This is a genomic window from Coprobacillus cateniformis, assembly GCF_009767585.1.
Taxonomy (GTDB): domain Bacteria; phylum Bacillota_I; class Bacilli_A; order Erysipelotrichales; family Coprobacillaceae; genus Coprobacillus; species Coprobacillus cateniformis.
This window is the reverse complement of the sequence record NZ_WSNW01000001.1, coordinates 586,027-602,896: the sequence shown is the minus strand read 5'-3', so window position 1 is coordinate 602,896 and position 16,870 is coordinate 586,027. Positions and strand designations below refer to the sequence as shown.

At 31.8% G+C, this 16,870-nt stretch carries 14 protein-coding genes; all 14 read left to right on the top strand.

Going from position 1 to position 16,870, the window contains the following annotated elements:
• Positions 1–74 precede the first annotated feature (74 nt).
• The 14 genes from GQF29_RS03070 to GQF29_RS03005 all read left to right on the top strand — a co-directional run bounded on the left by GQF29_RS03070 (position 75) and on the right by GQF29_RS03005 (position 16,772).
• The gene (locus GQF29_RS03070; RefSeq protein ID WP_008788250.1) at positions 75–1,811 is read left to right on the top strand and encodes an ABC transporter ATP-binding protein; all 1,737 of its coding nucleotides are present in this window, start codon (positions 75–77) and stop codon (positions 1,809–1,811) included.
• Positions 1,804–3,585, top strand: a complete 1,782-nt coding sequence (locus GQF29_RS03065; RefSeq protein ID WP_008788251.1) for an ABC transporter ATP-binding protein — start codon at positions 1,804–1,806, stop codon at positions 3,583–3,585. Before GQF29_RS03070 ends, GQF29_RS03065 begins: the two co-directional genes overlap by 8 nt.
• 218 nt (positions 3,586–3,803) lie before the next feature.
• A complete protein-coding gene (locus GQF29_RS03060; RefSeq protein WP_160340733.1) occupies positions 3,804–4,745 on the top strand; it encodes an Rpn family recombination-promoting nuclease/putative transposase in 942 nt (313 codons plus the stop codon).
• A gap of 153 nt (positions 4,746–4,898) precedes the next feature.
• On the top strand, positions 4,899–5,345 hold the full coding sequence (locus GQF29_RS03055; protein ID WP_008788254.1) for a PTS sugar transporter subunit IIA: 447 nt from the start codon (positions 4,899–4,901) through the stop codon (positions 5,343–5,345).
• A gap of 7 nt (positions 5,346–5,352) precedes the next feature.
• Positions 5,353–6,183 (top strand): BglG family transcription antiterminator LicT, encoded by an 831-nt coding sequence (gene licT / locus GQF29_RS03050; RefSeq protein ID WP_008788255.1) that lies wholly within the window; start codon positions 5,353–5,355, stop codon positions 6,181–6,183.
• Between the two features lie 107 nt (positions 6,184–6,290).
• Complete coding sequence (locus GQF29_RS03045) at positions 6,291–7,679, top strand: PTS transporter subunit EIIC (RefSeq protein WP_008788256.1); 1,389 nt, start codon at positions 6,291–6,293, stop codon at positions 7,677–7,679.
• Between the two features lie 8 nt (positions 7,680–7,687).
• Positions 7,688–8,503, top strand: coding sequence for an MBL fold metallo-hydrolase (locus GQF29_RS03040; protein ID WP_008788257.1), 816 nt, complete (start codon positions 7,688–7,690; stop codon positions 8,501–8,503).
• A 91-nt stretch (positions 8,504–8,594) separates the two neighbouring features.
• Positions 8,595–9,434 (top strand): hypothetical protein, encoded by an 840-nt coding sequence (locus tag GQF29_RS03035; protein ID WP_008788258.1) that lies wholly within the window; start codon positions 8,595–8,597, stop codon positions 9,432–9,434.
• Positions 9,409–10,548: a glutamate 5-kinase gene (gene proB, locus GQF29_RS03030; protein ID WP_236916375.1), complete on the top strand. Its 1,140-nt coding sequence runs from the start codon at positions 9,409–9,411 to the stop codon at positions 10,546–10,548. The genes GQF29_RS03035 and proB overlap by 26 nt, the downstream gene beginning before the upstream one ends.
• Positions 10,541–11,782 carry a glutamate-5-semialdehyde dehydrogenase gene (locus GQF29_RS03025; RefSeq protein ID WP_008788260.1) on the top strand — a complete coding sequence of 414 codons (1,242 nt, stop codon included), beginning with the start codon at positions 10,541–10,543 and terminating at the stop codon, positions 11,780–11,782. Before proB ends, GQF29_RS03025 begins: the two co-directional genes overlap by 8 nt.
• 2 nt (positions 11,783–11,784) lie before the next feature.
• Positions 11,785–12,216 (top strand): C-GCAxxG-C-C family protein, encoded by a 432-nt coding sequence (locus tag GQF29_RS03020; protein ID WP_008788261.1) that lies wholly within the window; start codon positions 11,785–11,787, stop codon positions 12,214–12,216.
• A gap of 89 nt (positions 12,217–12,305) precedes the next feature.
• Complete coding sequence (locus GQF29_RS03015) at positions 12,306–12,734, top strand: MarR family winged helix-turn-helix transcriptional regulator (RefSeq protein WP_008788262.1); 429 nt, start codon at positions 12,306–12,308, stop codon at positions 12,732–12,734.
• Complete coding sequence (locus tag GQF29_RS03010) at positions 12,731–14,953, top strand: ABC transporter ATP-binding protein (protein WP_008788263.1); 2,223 nt, start codon at positions 12,731–12,733, stop codon at positions 14,951–14,953. The genes GQF29_RS03015 and GQF29_RS03010 overlap by 4 nt, the downstream gene beginning before the upstream one ends.
• On the top strand, positions 14,946–16,772 hold the full coding sequence (locus tag GQF29_RS03005) for an ABC transporter ATP-binding protein (protein WP_008788264.1): 1,827 nt from the start codon (positions 14,946–14,948) through the stop codon (positions 16,770–16,772). The genes GQF29_RS03010 and GQF29_RS03005 overlap by 8 nt, the downstream gene beginning before the upstream one ends.
• The last annotated feature ends 98 nt before the right edge of the window (positions 16,773–16,870 follow it).

Here is a 16,870-nt window from a genome sequence, read left to right as displayed (position 1 = left end):
TTCTCCTATTGACTATAAGGTAACCTTATAGTTTATTATAGAGTAATCAAGTCAAAACGGCAAGGAGGGAAAATATGAAATTAATATTAAAATACTTATTGAAGTATAAAAAGTTACTTGTTCTCAATGTCATTTCTGTCTTTGGGTTTGCACTTGTTGAATTAGGACTTCCAACAATCATAGCTAATATGATTGATATTGGAGTTGCCACTGAAGATAAAGGATATCTTTATATGATGTGGGGTGTTGCCATTGCAATATCAATTGCTGGAGTTCTAGGAACAATCTTACTCGGGTATTGTTGTGCGAAAATTTCAACATCAATTACACGTGATATTCGAAATGATATTTTTACAAAAGTCCAAGATTTTTCACCAAGTGAATTTAATAAATTTGGAATTTCTTCATTAATCACACGTACAAATAATGATGCATTCCAAATTCAGTTATTTGTTAATGTGATTTTGAGAACTGCTTTATTGACACCAGTTATGATTGCGGTGTCATTCTTCATGACATTAAAAACATCTTTAGACTTGTCTTTGGTTATTGTTGCAACTTTACCATTAATTATTATTGGCGTCATTATTGTTGCAAAAGTGTCTGAACCAATGTCGCAAAAACAGCAATCTTCACTTGACCATTTAAATCGTATTTCTAGAGAAAATTTAACTGGAATTAAGGTAATACGTGCTTTTAATAATGATCATTATGAACAAGCAAGATTTAATGATACAAACAGTGAGTTTACTGGTCATACAAAAAGAATCTTTAAATTAATGAATTCTGCTGATCCGATATTTTTCTTAGTTATGAATATAGCAATCTTATTTATCTTTTATATTGCAGCAACTATGATTGGGGCAGGAACTTTACAAGTTGGAAAGTTAGTTGCATTTCAGGACTATTTATTCCATGCTATGTTTTCAATGTTATTGTTCTGTAGTGTTTTTGTTATGTATCCACGTGCAGCTGTTTCAGCCAAACGTATTCAAGAAGTTTTAAATTCTGATATTATCATTCAAGATCATCAAAAGGTGACTAAACAGCCAATTTCTAAGGAACATACGCTGTCATTTGATAATGTTACTTTTGTATATCCAGATGGTGAAGAAGCTGTTTTAAAAGACGTTTCTTTTTCAGCAAAGCAGGGTGAGACAATTGCTTTCATTGGTAGTACAGGTTCAGGTAAATCAACATTAATTAATTTAATTCCACGTTTTTATGATGTGAGTTGTGGAAAGATTACAGTTGATGGAATCAATATACAAGATTATTCGATGAAAGAACTGCGTGATAAAATAGGCTTTATTCCTCAAAAAGCAATGCTTTTTACTGGAACAATTGCTGATAACATTCGTTATGGAAAAGAAGATGCAACTGATGAAGAGGTTGCTCATGCAGCACGCATTGCACAAGGGTATGATTTTATTATGGAAAAGCCATTAGGCTTTCATGAAGTGATTACAGAAAGTGCAACGAACGTGTCTGGTGGTCAGCGTCAACGTTTAAGTATAGCCAGAGCGATTATTAAAAAGCCACAAATTTATATTTTTGATGATTCTTTTAGTGCATTGGATTTTAAAACAGATGCAAGTTTAAGAAAGGCATTAAAAGATGAAACTAAAGAATCTATTGTATTGGTTGTTGCGCAACGAATTTCTACGATTATGGATGCTGATCAAATTATTGTCTTACACGAAGGACAAGTTGTTGGTAAAGGGAAACATCATGATTTATTAAAAACATGTCCTATCTATCATGAAATTGCAGCTTCTCAGCTGAGTGAGGAGGAGTTAGCCTATGAATAAGAAATGGCAAAGTTTTAAAAAATCAGTTGCTCAGATTGGTCCATTTATCTCACCATACAAATGGAGTTTCTTTATTGCCATAGGAATGATTATTATTACAAATATTGTTTTGGCCATTACACCAACAATAGAAGGACAAATCACCTCTTTATTAATGGAAAATGCTTTAGCAATTGCTGATAAAGTACCAGGAGCTCATATTCAATTTGATATTGTTATTAAAATTATTGTAACATTGTTTATTTTCTATATGATTAAAACAATTTCACAATTGATATTTACTTTTACAATTACAAATTCTATTCAAAATGCTATGCATGATTTACGTAATGCATTACAAGAAAAGATTAGACATTTACCAATTAGTTATTTTGATACTCATCAGTATGGTGATGTATTAAGTCGTATTACTAATGATGTTGATACTGTTTCAAATGCGTTACAACAGACATTAAGACAGATTATTGGTGGTGTTTTATCACTAGGACTAGCAATTTTCATGATGTCACGTATTAATGTGGCAATGACATTTGTTGTTCTTATGATTATTCCATTAGCATTATTGATTACGAGATTTATTGTCAAGAGATCACAAAAACGTTTTACTGCTCAACAAAAAGCATTAGGAAATTTGAATGGTGCTATTACTGAAATGTATACAGGATATAATGAAATTTTGTTGTTTAATAAACAACAAAAATCAATTGAACAATTTAAAGATATTAATGAAGAGTTATGTCAAAATGCATTTAAGGCTCAGTTTATGTCATCACTTATTTCACCTTCTATTTCTCTTGTCACATATATTATTATTGGGACAGTTGGATTAATGGGATGCTTATATGCTATTGGCGGAGGGATGCAAATTGGACAGATTCAAGCATTTGTTCGTTATATTTGGCAGGTCAATGATCCTATTTCTCAGGTAAGTAACTTATCTTCACAAATTCAGTCTGCGTTTGCTGCAATTGAAAGAATCTTTGAAGTTTTAAATGAAAAAGAGGAAATAGAAACACAAGTACCACAAGTGATTGAACAGACAAAAGGTCAAGTCAGTTTTGACCATGTTCATTTTGGATATGGTGATAAAGAAGTTATTCATGATTTTAATGTTGAAATTGAAAGTGGACAGATGGTTGCTATTGTGGGACCAACTGGCTCTGGAAAAACAACTTTGATTAGTTTATTGATGCGTTTTTATGATGTAACATCTGGCAGTATCCGCATTGATGGCATTGATATCAAAGATATGCGTCGTGAAGATTTGCATGCCTTATTTGGAATGGTTTTACAAGATACCTGGTTATTTCATGGAACAGTTTATGATAACTTGCGTTATGGTCGTCAAAATGCACGAAAGGATGAAATTATAGAAGCTGCAAAACAAGCAAATGTTCATCATTTCATTCGTACACAACCTGAAGGCTATAACATGATTATTAATGAGGAAGCAAACAATATTTCTCAGGGTGAAAAACAGCTATTAACAATTGCACGTGCTATTTTAAAAAATCCTCAGATTTTAATATTAGATGAAGCTACATCTTCAGTAGATACTCGTTTAGAAAAAATGTTACAAGAGGCTATGCATAATGTTATGAAAGGGCGTACAAGTTTTGTCATTGCACATCGTCTTTCAACAATTAAGAGTGCTGACTTGATACTCGTAGTGAAAGATGGGCGTATTGTTGAACAAGGTAAACATGAAGAACTTATTATGAAAAAAGGCTTCTATGAACAATTATATAATGCTCAATTCCAAGAAGATGCATAAGATAGAGAAGGAGATTTAACTACAAAGATAGGGAAATCTCTTTTGTTTTTCTCAAAATCAAAAGTTATTCACATATTTCATTTCTTTGAAGAAAATTCAATCCTTTCTAGTGAATATATAAGTATAGGAATGTTTTTTTATTGTTCATATGTTTTCATTAAGCAAATAATGTGCTATAATGTTTCTATGAACTCCTATAGAAATGGAGGTCTTATATTATGCGTCTTGCTACACCTCTCTTAAAGCCTGATGCAACCTTAAAGAATTTCTTTCACTACAAGAGTCGCTTTGCTGATATCATCAATCTTGTCTGCTTTGATGGTCAGCCTATCCTTTCAAGAAACTCACTGTCTAATGAGGATACAGATATGTCTACTGTTTTTGATTTTGATGAGCATCCAATCAGCTTCAATGCTTATCGGGATACTCTTGTGAAAGTGAGTGTTGGTGGTATCTATGCCCTCATTGCGATTGAAAATCAGAAGGCTATTGACTATCATATTCCAGTCAGAACATTTGTCTATGATGCGAGCAGCTATAAGAAACAATATCAAGATTATCTAGATGAAAAGAAGTGGAATAAAGAAGCTAAGTTGAAACTTATTCCCATTATTACAGTTGTTCTCTATTATGGAGAAAGAAAATGGAGTGGGCCAAGGACATTGCTGGATATGATGGAATTACCAGAAGAAATGAAAGGAATAATGAATGACTGGAATACTCATATTATAGACGTCAAGGAATTGGATGCAAGTTTGTTAACAGATAAGGATAATCGAGATCTCATAGAGGGGTTACAGATGTTTTATAAGTGGCAAGGAGATCTAGAGTTTTTTAAGGAAAGAAAGATGTCAAGAGATACAGCGATTGTATTGGCATCACTGGTAGATAAGGGAGAAGAGTTATTGAAGATAGTCAGGAAAGAAGAGAAGGAGGAAATTGATATGTGCGAATCGATTGATAACTTTAGAAAGAAGGCAGTACAGGAAGGAATGTGTTTAACAATACTGAAACAATTAAACAAAAAGGTAGGATATTTATCATCAGAAGTCGTTACTATGATAGAGAACAGTTCAAGGGAACAATTAGAAAAACTAGCAGTTGAAATTGTATCAATTAAAGATGAACATGATATATTTGTTTTATTACAATCATACTAATAAAACAAAATATAAAGAAAGCCTTTACAATTTTGTTGAATTATGTTATTTTAATAAATGTAGTTCAGTATTGTCATTATTAAGTTAAGCAAGACCTGTTTACATAATTTTTTAATTATGCATTCAGGTCTTTTTGTATAAGGAGGAAAAGTTATGAAATTAATGAGTGTTGTAGATGGAAAAAAGAAGTATTTAGAAGAAGTAAACGATGAAGCATTTTCTCAAAAGATGATGGGAGATGGCATTGCTGTTGTACCAAGTGTGGGAAAAGTATATGCCCCCGCAAGTGGTAGAGTGAGTATGTTATTTCCAACTTATCATGCTATTGGATTAATATTAACAGACGGTGTAGAAGTCTTAATCCATATTGGTATTGATACAGTTGAAATGGATGGTGAAGGTTTTAAAAGTTATGTGCATGTTGGAGATGTGGTAGAAGAGGGAACCTTGTTAATAGAGTTTGATGTTGAAAAGATTAAAAATGCAGGATATGAAACCGATGTTATGGTTATCATCACTCAATTATCTCAATATTCATTAATTCATAAAACCGAGGCAGATGAATTAACAATTCAAGATGTTATTTTAGATATTCAATAGGTGTTTTATGATAATTAAGAGGATTTTAAATAATAACGCTGTTATGAGTGTTGATGAGTCTGGTGAAGATATTATTGTGAAGGGAAAAGGGATTGCATTTCAAAAGAAGAGTGGTGATGAAATCAATCAAAATAAAATTGATAAAATATTTGTTATTAAAAATCAGGAAATAAATCGAAGATATCAAGAAATTCTTGTTCATATTCCATATGATTGTATTAATGCTTGTGAAGATATGATAGATGTCATTAAGGCAAATATTCATAAAGAGTTAAGTGATAAAATTTATGTAACATTGACAGATCATATTTTTAATTTGTTAGAAAGAGTAAAGATGGGAATAGTTTTTGATAATGCTCTATTGTGGGATGTGAAAAGATTATATCGAGAGGAATATCAAGCGGGATTATTGGTTGTAGAAATGATTAGAGAATTGTTTGATATTAAGATAGAAGATGATGAAGCTTGCTTTATTGCTTTACATATAGTCAATGCCCAGATGAATACAGAATTTAAAGAAGTTATTGAAATTACAACTATGATTGATGATGTGTATGATATAGTAGAATCTTGTTTTGATTTGAACATTGATAAAGATGGATTAGAGTATACAAGATTTATAATGCATTTAAGAGTATTTTTTGAAAGAATTATTAATCAACAAAATATTCACTCTGAAAAAAGTCAAACTCTTTTAAAGACATTACAAAATGAATATTTAAAACAATATCAATGCGTTTTAAAAATATTAGATTATGTTTCAATGAAATATGATGAAGCCTTAGAGGGAGAAATCTTATATTTATTAGTTCACGTTATTAAATTAACTGAACATTAAATATAACTTTAACTAAGGGAGGTGAAGATTTTCTCAAACTGGATAGTGACAGTCAGGCTGGCTAAACCTTTATTTTAATATATCTAATTAAAGTGGAGGATAAAAAAATGACGAATCAAGTTTTAGCATCAACAATTTTAGAAAAAGTTGGTGGCAAGGAAAATGTCAAATCAGTGACTCACTGTATGACAAGATTAAGATTTAGCTTAAATGATATTGAAAAAGCAAATCAAGATGAATTAAAGGCAATGAATGAAATTATGGGTGTTGTTTATAAAGGTGGACAATTTCAATTGATTATTGGACCACAAGTGACAAATTTATACGATGAAGTCATGCAATTATTACCAAATCAAGATAAGCTACAAGAAGAACACTGTAAAATTAAAGAACCTATTAAAAAAGATATCAAGTCTTATATAAATAACATTATGGGTGCTTTAGCTGGATGTATGACACCATTAATTCCCATTTTATTATGTATGGGAATTTGTAAAGCAATCGTAGCTGTATTGGGTCCTCAATTGTTAGGCGTTTTCACTGAAAAAGATAGTTTGTATGTTCTTTTTCAGTTTGTAGGTGATGCAGGATTGTATTTTATACCTATTTATGTAGGTTATACAGCATCTAAAAAATTTGGATTTAATGAGTTAATGGGGATGTTTTTAGGAGCTATTCTTATTCATCCAACTTTAATTCAATTAGCAGCTGATGGAACGAAATTCGATGTTTACGGCATACCTGCTGTAGCACAAAATTATACATCATCAATCATTCCAATCATACTTACAATTTGGGTTGCTTCTTATGTAGAACGTTTCTTTAAGAAGTATACACCAGATGTACTAAAAGTTTTTGGAATTCCCTTAGGAACATTGTTGATTATGTTACCATTAGAATTATGTTTGTTTGGTCCTTTGGGATCATTTGCAGGACAATATATTTGTCAAGGTATTATTTGTTTGTATGATGTTGCTGGGCCATTGGCAGTAGGAGTCGTTGGTGCTACTTTTGGACTATTGGTTTTAACAGGAATGCATACTGTTTTGATGGCTTTCTTATTTATGACATTCCCAATGGTTGGATATGATGCTTTTATTATACCTGCTATTTTTGCTTGTAGTTATGCTGGAGCAGGAGTGACGTTGGCTTGTGTTATTAAGTTTAAAGATAAAAAGAAAAAACAATTGACTTTAGGTTACTTTATTACATGGTTGTTTGGTGGGGTTGGTGAACCTATGTTATATGGCTTGAATATTCCTTATAAAACACCGTTATATGCAGGAATTATATCAGGTTTTATAGCAGGTGTTGTGACAGGATTATTAGGTTTAAAAGCATATGTTTTAAGCCCATCAAATGGATTATATATTTTACCAGCATTTTTAGGTGGACCAAATTCAAATTATATTTTATTAGGAATATCAATGGTTGTTTCTGTTGTTATTGGGTTTGTAGTGATGTGGTTTATGAAATTAGATGAAAGTTTAGTGTAGGGTGATATATGGTATATTTTAAACACGAAAAATTAAGTGAACGTATTTATCGAATTATAGATATAACAGGTGTTTGTTGTTATTTGGTGATTGGAGATGACAGGGCATGTTTATTAGACACTTGTAATGGGATAGGAAATATTAAAACGTATGTGGAGCAGATGACAGACCTCCCAATTATTGTTATTTTAACTCATGGGCATCTTGATCACATGGGTGGAGCTGGTTTGTTTGATGAAGTGTATATGAATCATGATGATATGCCAGTATTTCATAAACATGGTGATATGCAGTTCCGAATTGAAGATACAAATGCTCATTCTCCTATGCAGATAGATGCAGAGATATTTATACCTACATATCAAGGAGATATACAAGATATTCAAGATAATGATTGTTTTGATTTAGGTGGTATAACTATTCAGATGATATTAGTGAAGGGACATACACCAGGAATGATGTGTCCACTTATTAAAGAAGAACGCACTATTATTTTTGGAGATGCATGTGGGGTTGGTGTTCTCTTATTTGATGAATTTTCATCATCTGTTTTAGATTATCAAAAAAGTTTAATTTGTTTGAAGGAATATGAAAATGATTATGATATTATATATCGAAATCACGGAACATTTACATCTCATAAAGAATTGTTAGATAATGTTATTGAATGTTGTGATTTGATTTTAACCAGACAAGATGCTCATTTTCCAATATTATTTCATGGTATACAATTGTATGCTTGTCATGAAACTAAAACTAATGGTCAAGGTAGAAGAGATGGTAAAGAAGGAAATATCTTATATTCTTTAGATAAAGTAAAATAATGGATGAAAGTCACGAATTTTAGAGTTTGTGGCTTTTCTTTTACTTTTATGATGAAGTTGTGTATAATAGTAAAACAAGAGAGGACATAGTATGAATATAAGGGGAATAAAGCAACAGGCAAATCATATATATTTAAAATATCGTCAACAGATTATACCAGAGTTTTTCTATGTTGGTTATGTTGGATTACTCGCACAATACTTGCAAAGCGGGTTATTCTCCTTTTTTGTTTCACTCTTTTTATCACCAATTGCTCATGGTTATGTAAAGTGTGTCATGAAACTAACAGATGAAGATCATGCACGTATTGATTATCATCAATCAATGGTTGGAATTATGGAATTCCCACGTGTTGCTCCTGCTTACTTGATGAGAAAAGCTATTATTTTATTTCTGACAGTAGTTGTGGCTTTACCAACAATATTTTCATTTCATCACTTCATTCCAGAACTATCAATAGAATGGTTTTCTTCTTTAGGAAATGCTTTTATTCAAACAGAGTTTTTTGTTCCTGATTTTCAAGAAATTGCTTTGATTGCAGAGAATGCATTTATAGTTCTTAATTTTATTGTGTGTCTTCTTGTTTATTTAGGTTTGACAGGCTTATTTATGCCTGTACCATATGTTATGGAACTAGAAGAATTTTCTTGGAGTGAATGTATTCAATATTCAATTCAATTGATGAAAGGAAATATGTTTAAATTTATTCAGCTTTATATTGGTTATATATTGAGGCATGCATTGTATTGGAGTGTGACAGGTCTTGTTTTATTGTTTGTGGGGACAATAAATGAAATATTAATGTTATTTTGTATGGTTACATCTTTGTTTTTCTATATTGGGGTATTTAAAGGAAGATTTGAGATTGCTAAATATTTATTTTATAAAGAGATAAGAGGGGATTATGATGAGAGATTTACAGGGAATTAAGAAGATTGTTATTAAAGTTGGTTCTTCTTCACTTTGTAATCAGAAAGGACAAATTGAAAAAGAAAAGATTTTATATTTAATTTTACAAATATCAAAATTGATAGAATTAGATTATTCTATTGTTTTAGTTTCTTCAGGAGCAATTGCTGCTGGTATGGGGGCTTTAGGATTGAAGGAAAAACCACAAACGATACCAGAGAAGCAAGCTTTAGCAGCTATTGGACAAGCAAAATTAATGCAAATCTATGAAGAAATATTTCAATTGTTTGATATTGAATGTGCACAGGTTCTATTAAATCATGGTGATTTTGATGATCGAAAAAGATTGATTAATCTTACCAATACAATGCATTCTTTGATGCACTATGGTGTGATTCCGATTGTGAATGAAAATGATGCATTGGCAGTTGATGAAATTAAAGTTGGTGATAATGATACACTAGCCGCTTTAATTGTTCCTGTTGTAGAAGCCGATATGTTAATCCTTGTTAGTGATATTGATGGTCTTTATACAGCGAATCCACATGTTGATAAAGATGCACAACTGATTAAATTTGTAGATTATGTTGATGATGATATACGTCATATGGCAGGTGATACATCTTCGGGATTAGGAACTGGTGGCATGGCAACAAAGATCAGAGCAGCTAAGATTGTGAATGATTATGGGAGTCATCTGGTGATTGTTAATGGTCAACAGGAAAATAGTATTTTGCATATTTTTGATGAACATGAAAGTGGAACTTGGTTTAATGGGAAAAGTGGTGTGAATATGAATGCCAAAGTTCATTGGCTTACTTATCGAACAAGTTCAAAAGGATGCATAGTTGTTGATGAAGGTGCTGCTGAAGCTTTGCAGGTTCATCGTAAAAGTTTGTTGCCGAAGGGAATTGTCAATGTGCAAGAGCATTTTATGAGGGGGCAGGTTGTAGATATTATGAATGTTCGTGGTGAAAAGATTGCTAAGGGTATAAGCAATTATTCAAGTGAAGAAATTAAATTGATTATGGGTCATCAAAGTTGTGAAATTGAATCTATATTACATTATAAAGATTATGATGTTGTTGTTCATGCAAATAATATGGTTATTATAGGAGGGGATTGCTATGGATAGTGTTTTACAGATCCAGTTGGAACTTGCTAAAAAGGCAAGCCGTACAATGTTAAAGATAAGTACTGAACAAAAAAATCAAGCTTTAACATCAATTTCATATGCATTAAAAAAGCATGTTGATGAAATTATTGCAGCAAATCAGATTGATATTGATAATGCTAAAGCAAATGGGATGTCATCTGCTATGGTTGATCGTCTTTTGTTAACACAGCAGAGAATTGAAAACATTGCTGAAGATGTTTTAAAATTAACAACATTAAGTGACCCAGTTGGTCAAGTTATTCGAGAGATTCATCGACCTAATGGCTTGCTTATTAAACAGGTGAGAGTGCCAATAGGTGTTTTTGGTATTATTTATGAATCAAGACCAAATGTCACAGTGGATATTGCATGTTTATGCATTAAATCTGGTAATGTCTGTGTTTTAAAAGGCGGCAAGGAAGCATTATGTTCTAATCAAATATTAACACGTATTATGCAAGAAGCAACACGTCATATTCTTCCAGTAGGAACGATTACTCTTATTGAAAATACTGATCGTTCAATGGTTTCACAATTAATTACTGCCAATGAGTATGTAGATGTTGTGGTGCCAAGAGGAGGTAAAGGACTGATAGAGCATGTCATCCATAACGCAACAGTTCCTGTCATAGAAACAGGTGCAGGGAATTGTCATTTGTATATTGATAAAGATGCTAATATGCACAAAGCTATTGCTATTTCAGTGAATGCTAAAATACAAAGACCATCAGTCTGTAATGCCATTGAAACAATTCTAGTTCATAAAGATATTGCTAAAGAGTATCTTGTAGCAATGGTAAAGGCTTTTGATGGAAAGGTAGAGATTCGTGGTGATGAGCGTGTATGTGGTATGATTTCATGTCAAAAAGCAACACAGGAAGATTATGCTACTGAATATGATGATTATATTGTAGCAGTGAAAATTGTTGATTCCATTGATGAGGTCATTGATCATATTTATAAATATTCAACAAAGCATTCTGAATGTATTGTGACTGAGAATCAAGAAGCAGCGACACTTTTCTTAAACTCTTTGGACTCAGCCTGTGTTTATCATAATGCATCAACTCGTTTTAGTGACGGTGGAGAATTTGGTTTTGGTGCAGAACTCGGTATCAGTACACAAAAATTGCATGCAAGAGGTCCACTTGCACTTTTAGAAATGACATCATTTCAATATCGAATTTATGGACAAGGACAAATAAGGGAGTAAGAATGAATATAGAAGAAAGAGTCAGAGTTGCTTATGAAACACATCATGAAGGATATAATTGTGCTCAAGCTGTTTTTGCAGCCTATTTAGATTTATTAGATATTTCAAAAGAAGATGCCATGAAAACTGCTTATGGTTTTGGTGGTGGGTTAGGAATGACCCGTGAAATCTGTGGCACATTGACAGGTGGAGCCATGGTCTTAGGTCAAAAGTTTGGAAAAGAAGCTGCGGATGTGAAACAAAAACAATTTGTTAATAAGAAAGTTGCTTCACTATGCAAAGAATTTGAAGAAAGTCATGGTTCAGTCATTTGTGGTGAACTTTTAGGGTTAAGAGAAACTGATAAAAAAGTTAATCGACAAACTTGTGATGAGCTCATTGAGGAAGTTGTTAGATTATTAGAAAAATATATGGTTAAAGAAGAAATTTCATAAAAAGAAGTTTCTTTTTTATATTTGTATTGACATTACTTAGTCGACTAACTATAATAGTTAGTGCGCTAAGTAATAAGGGGTGAAGAAGCATGAAATATGAAAAACTGAGTATAATTATGGAAGAATTACGAATGGTCCATAAATTGCATAACAAAATGATGTCTGGACATTGTCAGGATATTACTCCAGAACAAGGGAAGTTATTATATCTTATTAGAAATGAAAAGATGAATCAAAAAGAAATTGCAAAACATCTTCATATTACAGAGGCGACTCTTTCAGTAAGAATAAAACGTTTGGTTGATTCGGGGTTGGTTGAAAGAGAAGTTGATAGAAATGATAAGAGAGTTTATTCTATTGTTTTATCAAAAAAAGGGGAAAAACTTATGAATGATATGGAGAATGCAATTCATCATTATCAAGAGGTTATTTGTAAAGGTATTACAAATGAGGAATATGAATCTGTATTAAAAGTTATTCATAAAATTCAAAAAAATATAAAGGAGGAAATTGAATGATCAAGTTGCGAAAATTTGCTTATAAATTTTGGTTACCAATTATTCTTTGTATTGGGTTTGTCTTTATTCAATCTCAATCAGAGTTAGCGTTGCCTGATTATATGAGCAAGATAGTTACAAATGGAATTCAAGCAGGTGGATTTGATAGCCCAGTTGCTGATGTTTTAAGTGATGAAACATTACAACATCTTTTGATTTTTGCTGATGATGCTCAACAAGAAGTCATTAAATCTAGTTATACATTCACAAGTTATAATGATTTAGATGATGATATCAAAGAAACATTTCCAAAATTGAAAGATGCCTATTTATTAAAAGATCTTTCTAAAGAACAAAATGAACAATTAGAAAGTGCTTTAGTGAAACCAATGTTAATGGTATCTTCTATTGATTCAATGGATCCAAATTCTGATGAATACAAAGAAAGATTTGGTAATTTACCAGCAGGTACTGATCTTTATAAAGTCTTTTCAATGATGGATGAAGAAGCAAAAAAAGAAATGACAAAAAGTATTGATGAACAAATGGATGCCATGGGTGAAACAACAATGTTAATTGCTGCTGGTAATGGTGTGAAAACAGAGTATATTGGATTGGGCGCTGATGTCGATAAAATTCAATCAGATTATATACTTAAATCTGGTTTAATTATGTTAGGTATTGCCTTAATTGGTTCTATTGCAGCGATGAGTTCAGCATTCCTATCATCTCGTGTTGGGGCCGGTGTTGCTAGAGATTTAAGGAAGGCTGTTTTCAAGAAAGTAGAGAGTTTTTCAAATACAGAATTTAATAAGTTTTCAACAGCTTCATTAATTACGCGTACAACAAATGATATAACGCAAGTTCAAATGCTCGTGATTATGTTACTTAGAATTGTATTATTTGCACCTATGATGGGAATTGGAGCTTTATACAAAGCTTTAACACATTCAACATCAATGACATGGATTATCTTTATGATTTTGATTGTGATTAGTGTTGTCTTATTCATCTTAATCAAAGTGGTTATGCCTAAATTCAAAGTTATTCAATCCTTAATTGATAGATTGAACTTAACAATGAGAGAGAATTTAACAGGAGTTCTTGTTATTCGAGCATTTGGTAATGAAAAACATAGTGAGGAACGTTTTGATGGTGCAAATGATGATTTAACAAAAGTTAATTTATTTGTGAATCGTGCTATGGCAACCTTAATGCCAATTATGATGTTTATTATGAATATTGCAGCTGTTCTTGTTGTTTGGGTTGGAGCAAAGCAAATGGATTTAGGAAATATTGCAATTGGTGAAATGATGGCTTTTATTCAATATACAATGAATATCATTATGTCATTCTTATTTATTGCAATGATTTTCATCATGATTCCACGTGCCAGTGTTGCAGCAGGTAGAGTTTATGATGTTTTATCAACAGAATTAAAAATTAAAGATCCTGATGTTGCAGAAGATTTCTATGCAAGCAAAAAAGGTTTAGTGGAATTCAAAAATGTAACTTTCCAATACCCTGGTGCCCATGAAGCTGTTTTAAGTGATATTAACTTTACAGCTAAACCTGGTCAAACAACTGCTTTTATTGGTTCAACAGGATCAGGAAAATCAACATTAATTAATTTGATTCCTCGTTTCTATGATGTTACAGAAGGTGAAATTCTCGTTGATGGAGTTGATGTTAGAAAAGTGAAACAACATGATTTACGAGAATTAATTGGTGTTGTTCCACAAAAAGGTGTTCTTTTCTCAGGTACAATTCGCTCTAATCTTCAATATGGTGCACGTGATGCAAGTGATGAAGATTTAAATGAAGTTATTCGTATTGCCCAGGCGAGCGAGTTTGTTGATGATAAACCAAAAGGTTTAAGTGAAGAGATTTCACAAGGTGGAACAAATGTTTCAGGAGGACAAAAACAACGTTTAGCTATTGCAAGAGCTTTGGCAAAAAATCCTGAGATATTAATTTTTGATGATAGTTTCTCGGCATTAGATTTTAAAACTGATGCTATTTTAAGAAAAGAATTAAGTAAGCTAACAGAAAAAACACAAAACACAATTTTAATTGTTGGTCAAAGAATTGCATCTATTATGGATGCTGATCAGATCATTGTTTTGGATAAAGGAAAAATAGTTGGAAAAGGAACTCATGAAGAACTTATGAAAGATTGTCAAGTTTATCAAGAGATTGCTTATTCTCAACTTTCAAAGGAGGAATTAGCAGATGCCTAGAGGACCAATGGGACATGGTGGACATGCCACAGAAAAAGCTAAGGACTTTAAAGGAACACTAAAAAAATTATTTGCTTACTTAAAACCTTATTATGTTAAATTTATATTTATTATTATTTTTGCGACTGGATCAACTGTCTTTGCTATCTTTGGACCAAAGATTTTAGCTAAGGCAACTGATAAATTAAGTGAAGGTATTATTTCGAAAATCTCAAATACTGGTGGTATTGATTTTGGTGCTATTGCAGAGATATTGATTTTCTTAGGTTGTATTTATTTGTTAAGTGCATTACTGAATTATATTCAAGGGTTCTTAACTTCTGGTATTTCACAAAGAGTTGCTTATGATTTTAGAAAAGCCATTTCTGAAAAAATGGATCGCTTGCCATTAAGTTATTTTGATAAGCATTCAAGTGGTGATACATTATCTCGTGTTACAAATGATGTTGATTTGATTGCCCAGTCATTAAATCAAAGTATGACACAGATTGTCACTTCAGTTGTTACTGTAATAGGTATATTAATTATGATGTTAACGATTAGTATTCCAATGACTTTAATGGCATTATGTGTATTACCAGTATCAATGGCTTTAATGGGAATCATTATGAAGAGAACACAGAAATATTTCTTTAAACAACAAGAGAGTTTAGGAAATGTGAATGGTCATATTGAAGAAATGTATGGTGCTCATCAGGTTGTGAAGGCATTTAATGGTGAAGAAGAATCAGTAGAGAAATTTGTTGTTTACAATGATGATTTGTATGAGTCTGCATGGAAATCTCAATTCTTTTCTGGTTTATTACAGCCATTAACAACTTTTGTTGGAAACATTGGTTATGTTGGTGTGTGTTTATTAGGGGGCTTCTTGGCAACAGGAGGATCTATTTCAATTGGAGATATTCAGGCATTTATTCAATATGTAAGACAATTTAATCAACCAATTACACAACTTGCTCAAATTATGAATCAGCTTCAATCAACTGCAGCAGCTGCTGAACGTGTATTTGAATTTTTAGATGAAGAAGAGTTGTCTAAAGAAACACCAGTTGTAGAACACGAAGATATTCAAAAAATAGATGGAAGTGTCACATTCAATAATGTCAACTTTGGTTATAATCCTGATAAGACAATTATTAATGATTTCTCAATGCATGTCCATGCTGGTCAAAGTGTTGCAATTGTTGGACCAACTGGTGCAGGAAAAACAACGATTGTTAAATTATTAATGCGTTTCTATGAATTAAATAGTGGATCTATTTTGATTGATGGTCATGATATTAAAGATTTCTCAAGAAGTGATTTAAGAAGTTTGTTTGGAATGGTTTTACAAGATACTTGGTTATTTGGTGGAACAATTAAAGAAAACTTAAAATATGGAAAACTGGATGCAACTGATGAAGAAATGATAAAAGCTTGTGAACTGGCTTATGCTGATCATTTTATTAATACACTAGAAGATGGTTATGAAACAATTATTAATGAGGAATCAAGCAACATTTCTCAAGGGCAAAAACAATTATTAACAATTGCCAGAGCATTCTTAGCTGATCCTAAAATATTAATTCTTGATGAAGCGACTTCTTCAGTTGACACAAGAACAGAAGTTTTAATTCAAAAAGGTATGGATAAGTTAATGGAAGGAAGAACAAGTTTTATTATTGCTCACCGTTTATCTACCATTAAAGATGCAAGTACAATTATTGTCATGAAAGATGGCGATATTGTGGAACTTGGGAATCATGAATCATTGCTTGCTAAGGGTGGATTCTATGCTGATTTATATCAGTCACAATTTGAATCAAGTAAAGAAGAATAAAAAGAATATATATGACTTTGTTATAAGTCATTCTATTAAAAAAGATCATAGTCTATTGATATGGACTGTGATCTTTTCTGTACATCATGAACTTTTCA

Bases quoted from the DNA above. Each gene is read 5' to 3' on its own strand.
- GQF29_RS03070 (WP_008788250.1), top strand. From the start codon at position 75: ATGAAATTAATATTAAAATACTTATTGAAGTATAAAAAGTTACTTGTT.
- GQF29_RS03065 (WP_008788251.1), top strand. From the start codon at position 1,804: ATGAATAAGAAATGGCAAAGTTTTAAAAAATCAGTTGCTCAGATTGGT.
- GQF29_RS03060 (WP_160340733.1), top strand. From the start codon at position 3,804: ATGCGTCTTGCTACACCTCTCTTAAAGCCTGATGCAACCTTAAAGAAT.
- GQF29_RS03055 (WP_008788254.1), top strand. From the start codon at position 4,899: ATGAAATTAATGAGTGTTGTAGATGGAAAAAAGAAGTATTTAGAAGAA.
- licT (WP_008788255.1), top strand. From the start codon at position 5,353: ATGATAATTAAGAGGATTTTAAATAATAACGCTGTTATGAGTGTTGAT.
- GQF29_RS03045 (WP_008788256.1), top strand. From the start codon at position 6,291: ATGACGAATCAAGTTTTAGCATCAACAATTTTAGAAAAAGTTGGTGGC.
- GQF29_RS03040 (WP_008788257.1), top strand. From the start codon at position 7,688: ATGGTATATTTTAAACACGAAAAATTAAGTGAACGTATTTATCGAATT.
- GQF29_RS03035 (WP_008788258.1), top strand. From the start codon at position 8,595: ATGAATATAAGGGGAATAAAGCAACAGGCAAATCATATATATTTAAAA.
- proB (WP_236916375.1), top strand. From the start codon at position 9,409: ATGATGAGAGATTTACAGGGAATTAAGAAGATTGTTATTAAAGTTGGT.
- GQF29_RS03025 (WP_008788260.1), top strand. From the start codon at position 10,541: ATGGATAGTGTTTTACAGATCCAGTTGGAACTTGCTAAAAAGGCAAGC.
- GQF29_RS03020 (WP_008788261.1), top strand. From the start codon at position 11,785: ATGAATATAGAAGAAAGAGTCAGAGTTGCTTATGAAACACATCATGAA.
- GQF29_RS03015 (WP_008788262.1), top strand. From the start codon at position 12,306: ATGAAATATGAAAAACTGAGTATAATTATGGAAGAATTACGAATGGTC.
- GQF29_RS03010 (WP_008788263.1), top strand. From the start codon at position 12,731: ATGATCAAGTTGCGAAAATTTGCTTATAAATTTTGGTTACCAATTATT.
- GQF29_RS03005 (WP_008788264.1), top strand. From the start codon at position 14,946: ATGCCTAGAGGACCAATGGGACATGGTGGACATGCCACAGAAAAAGCT.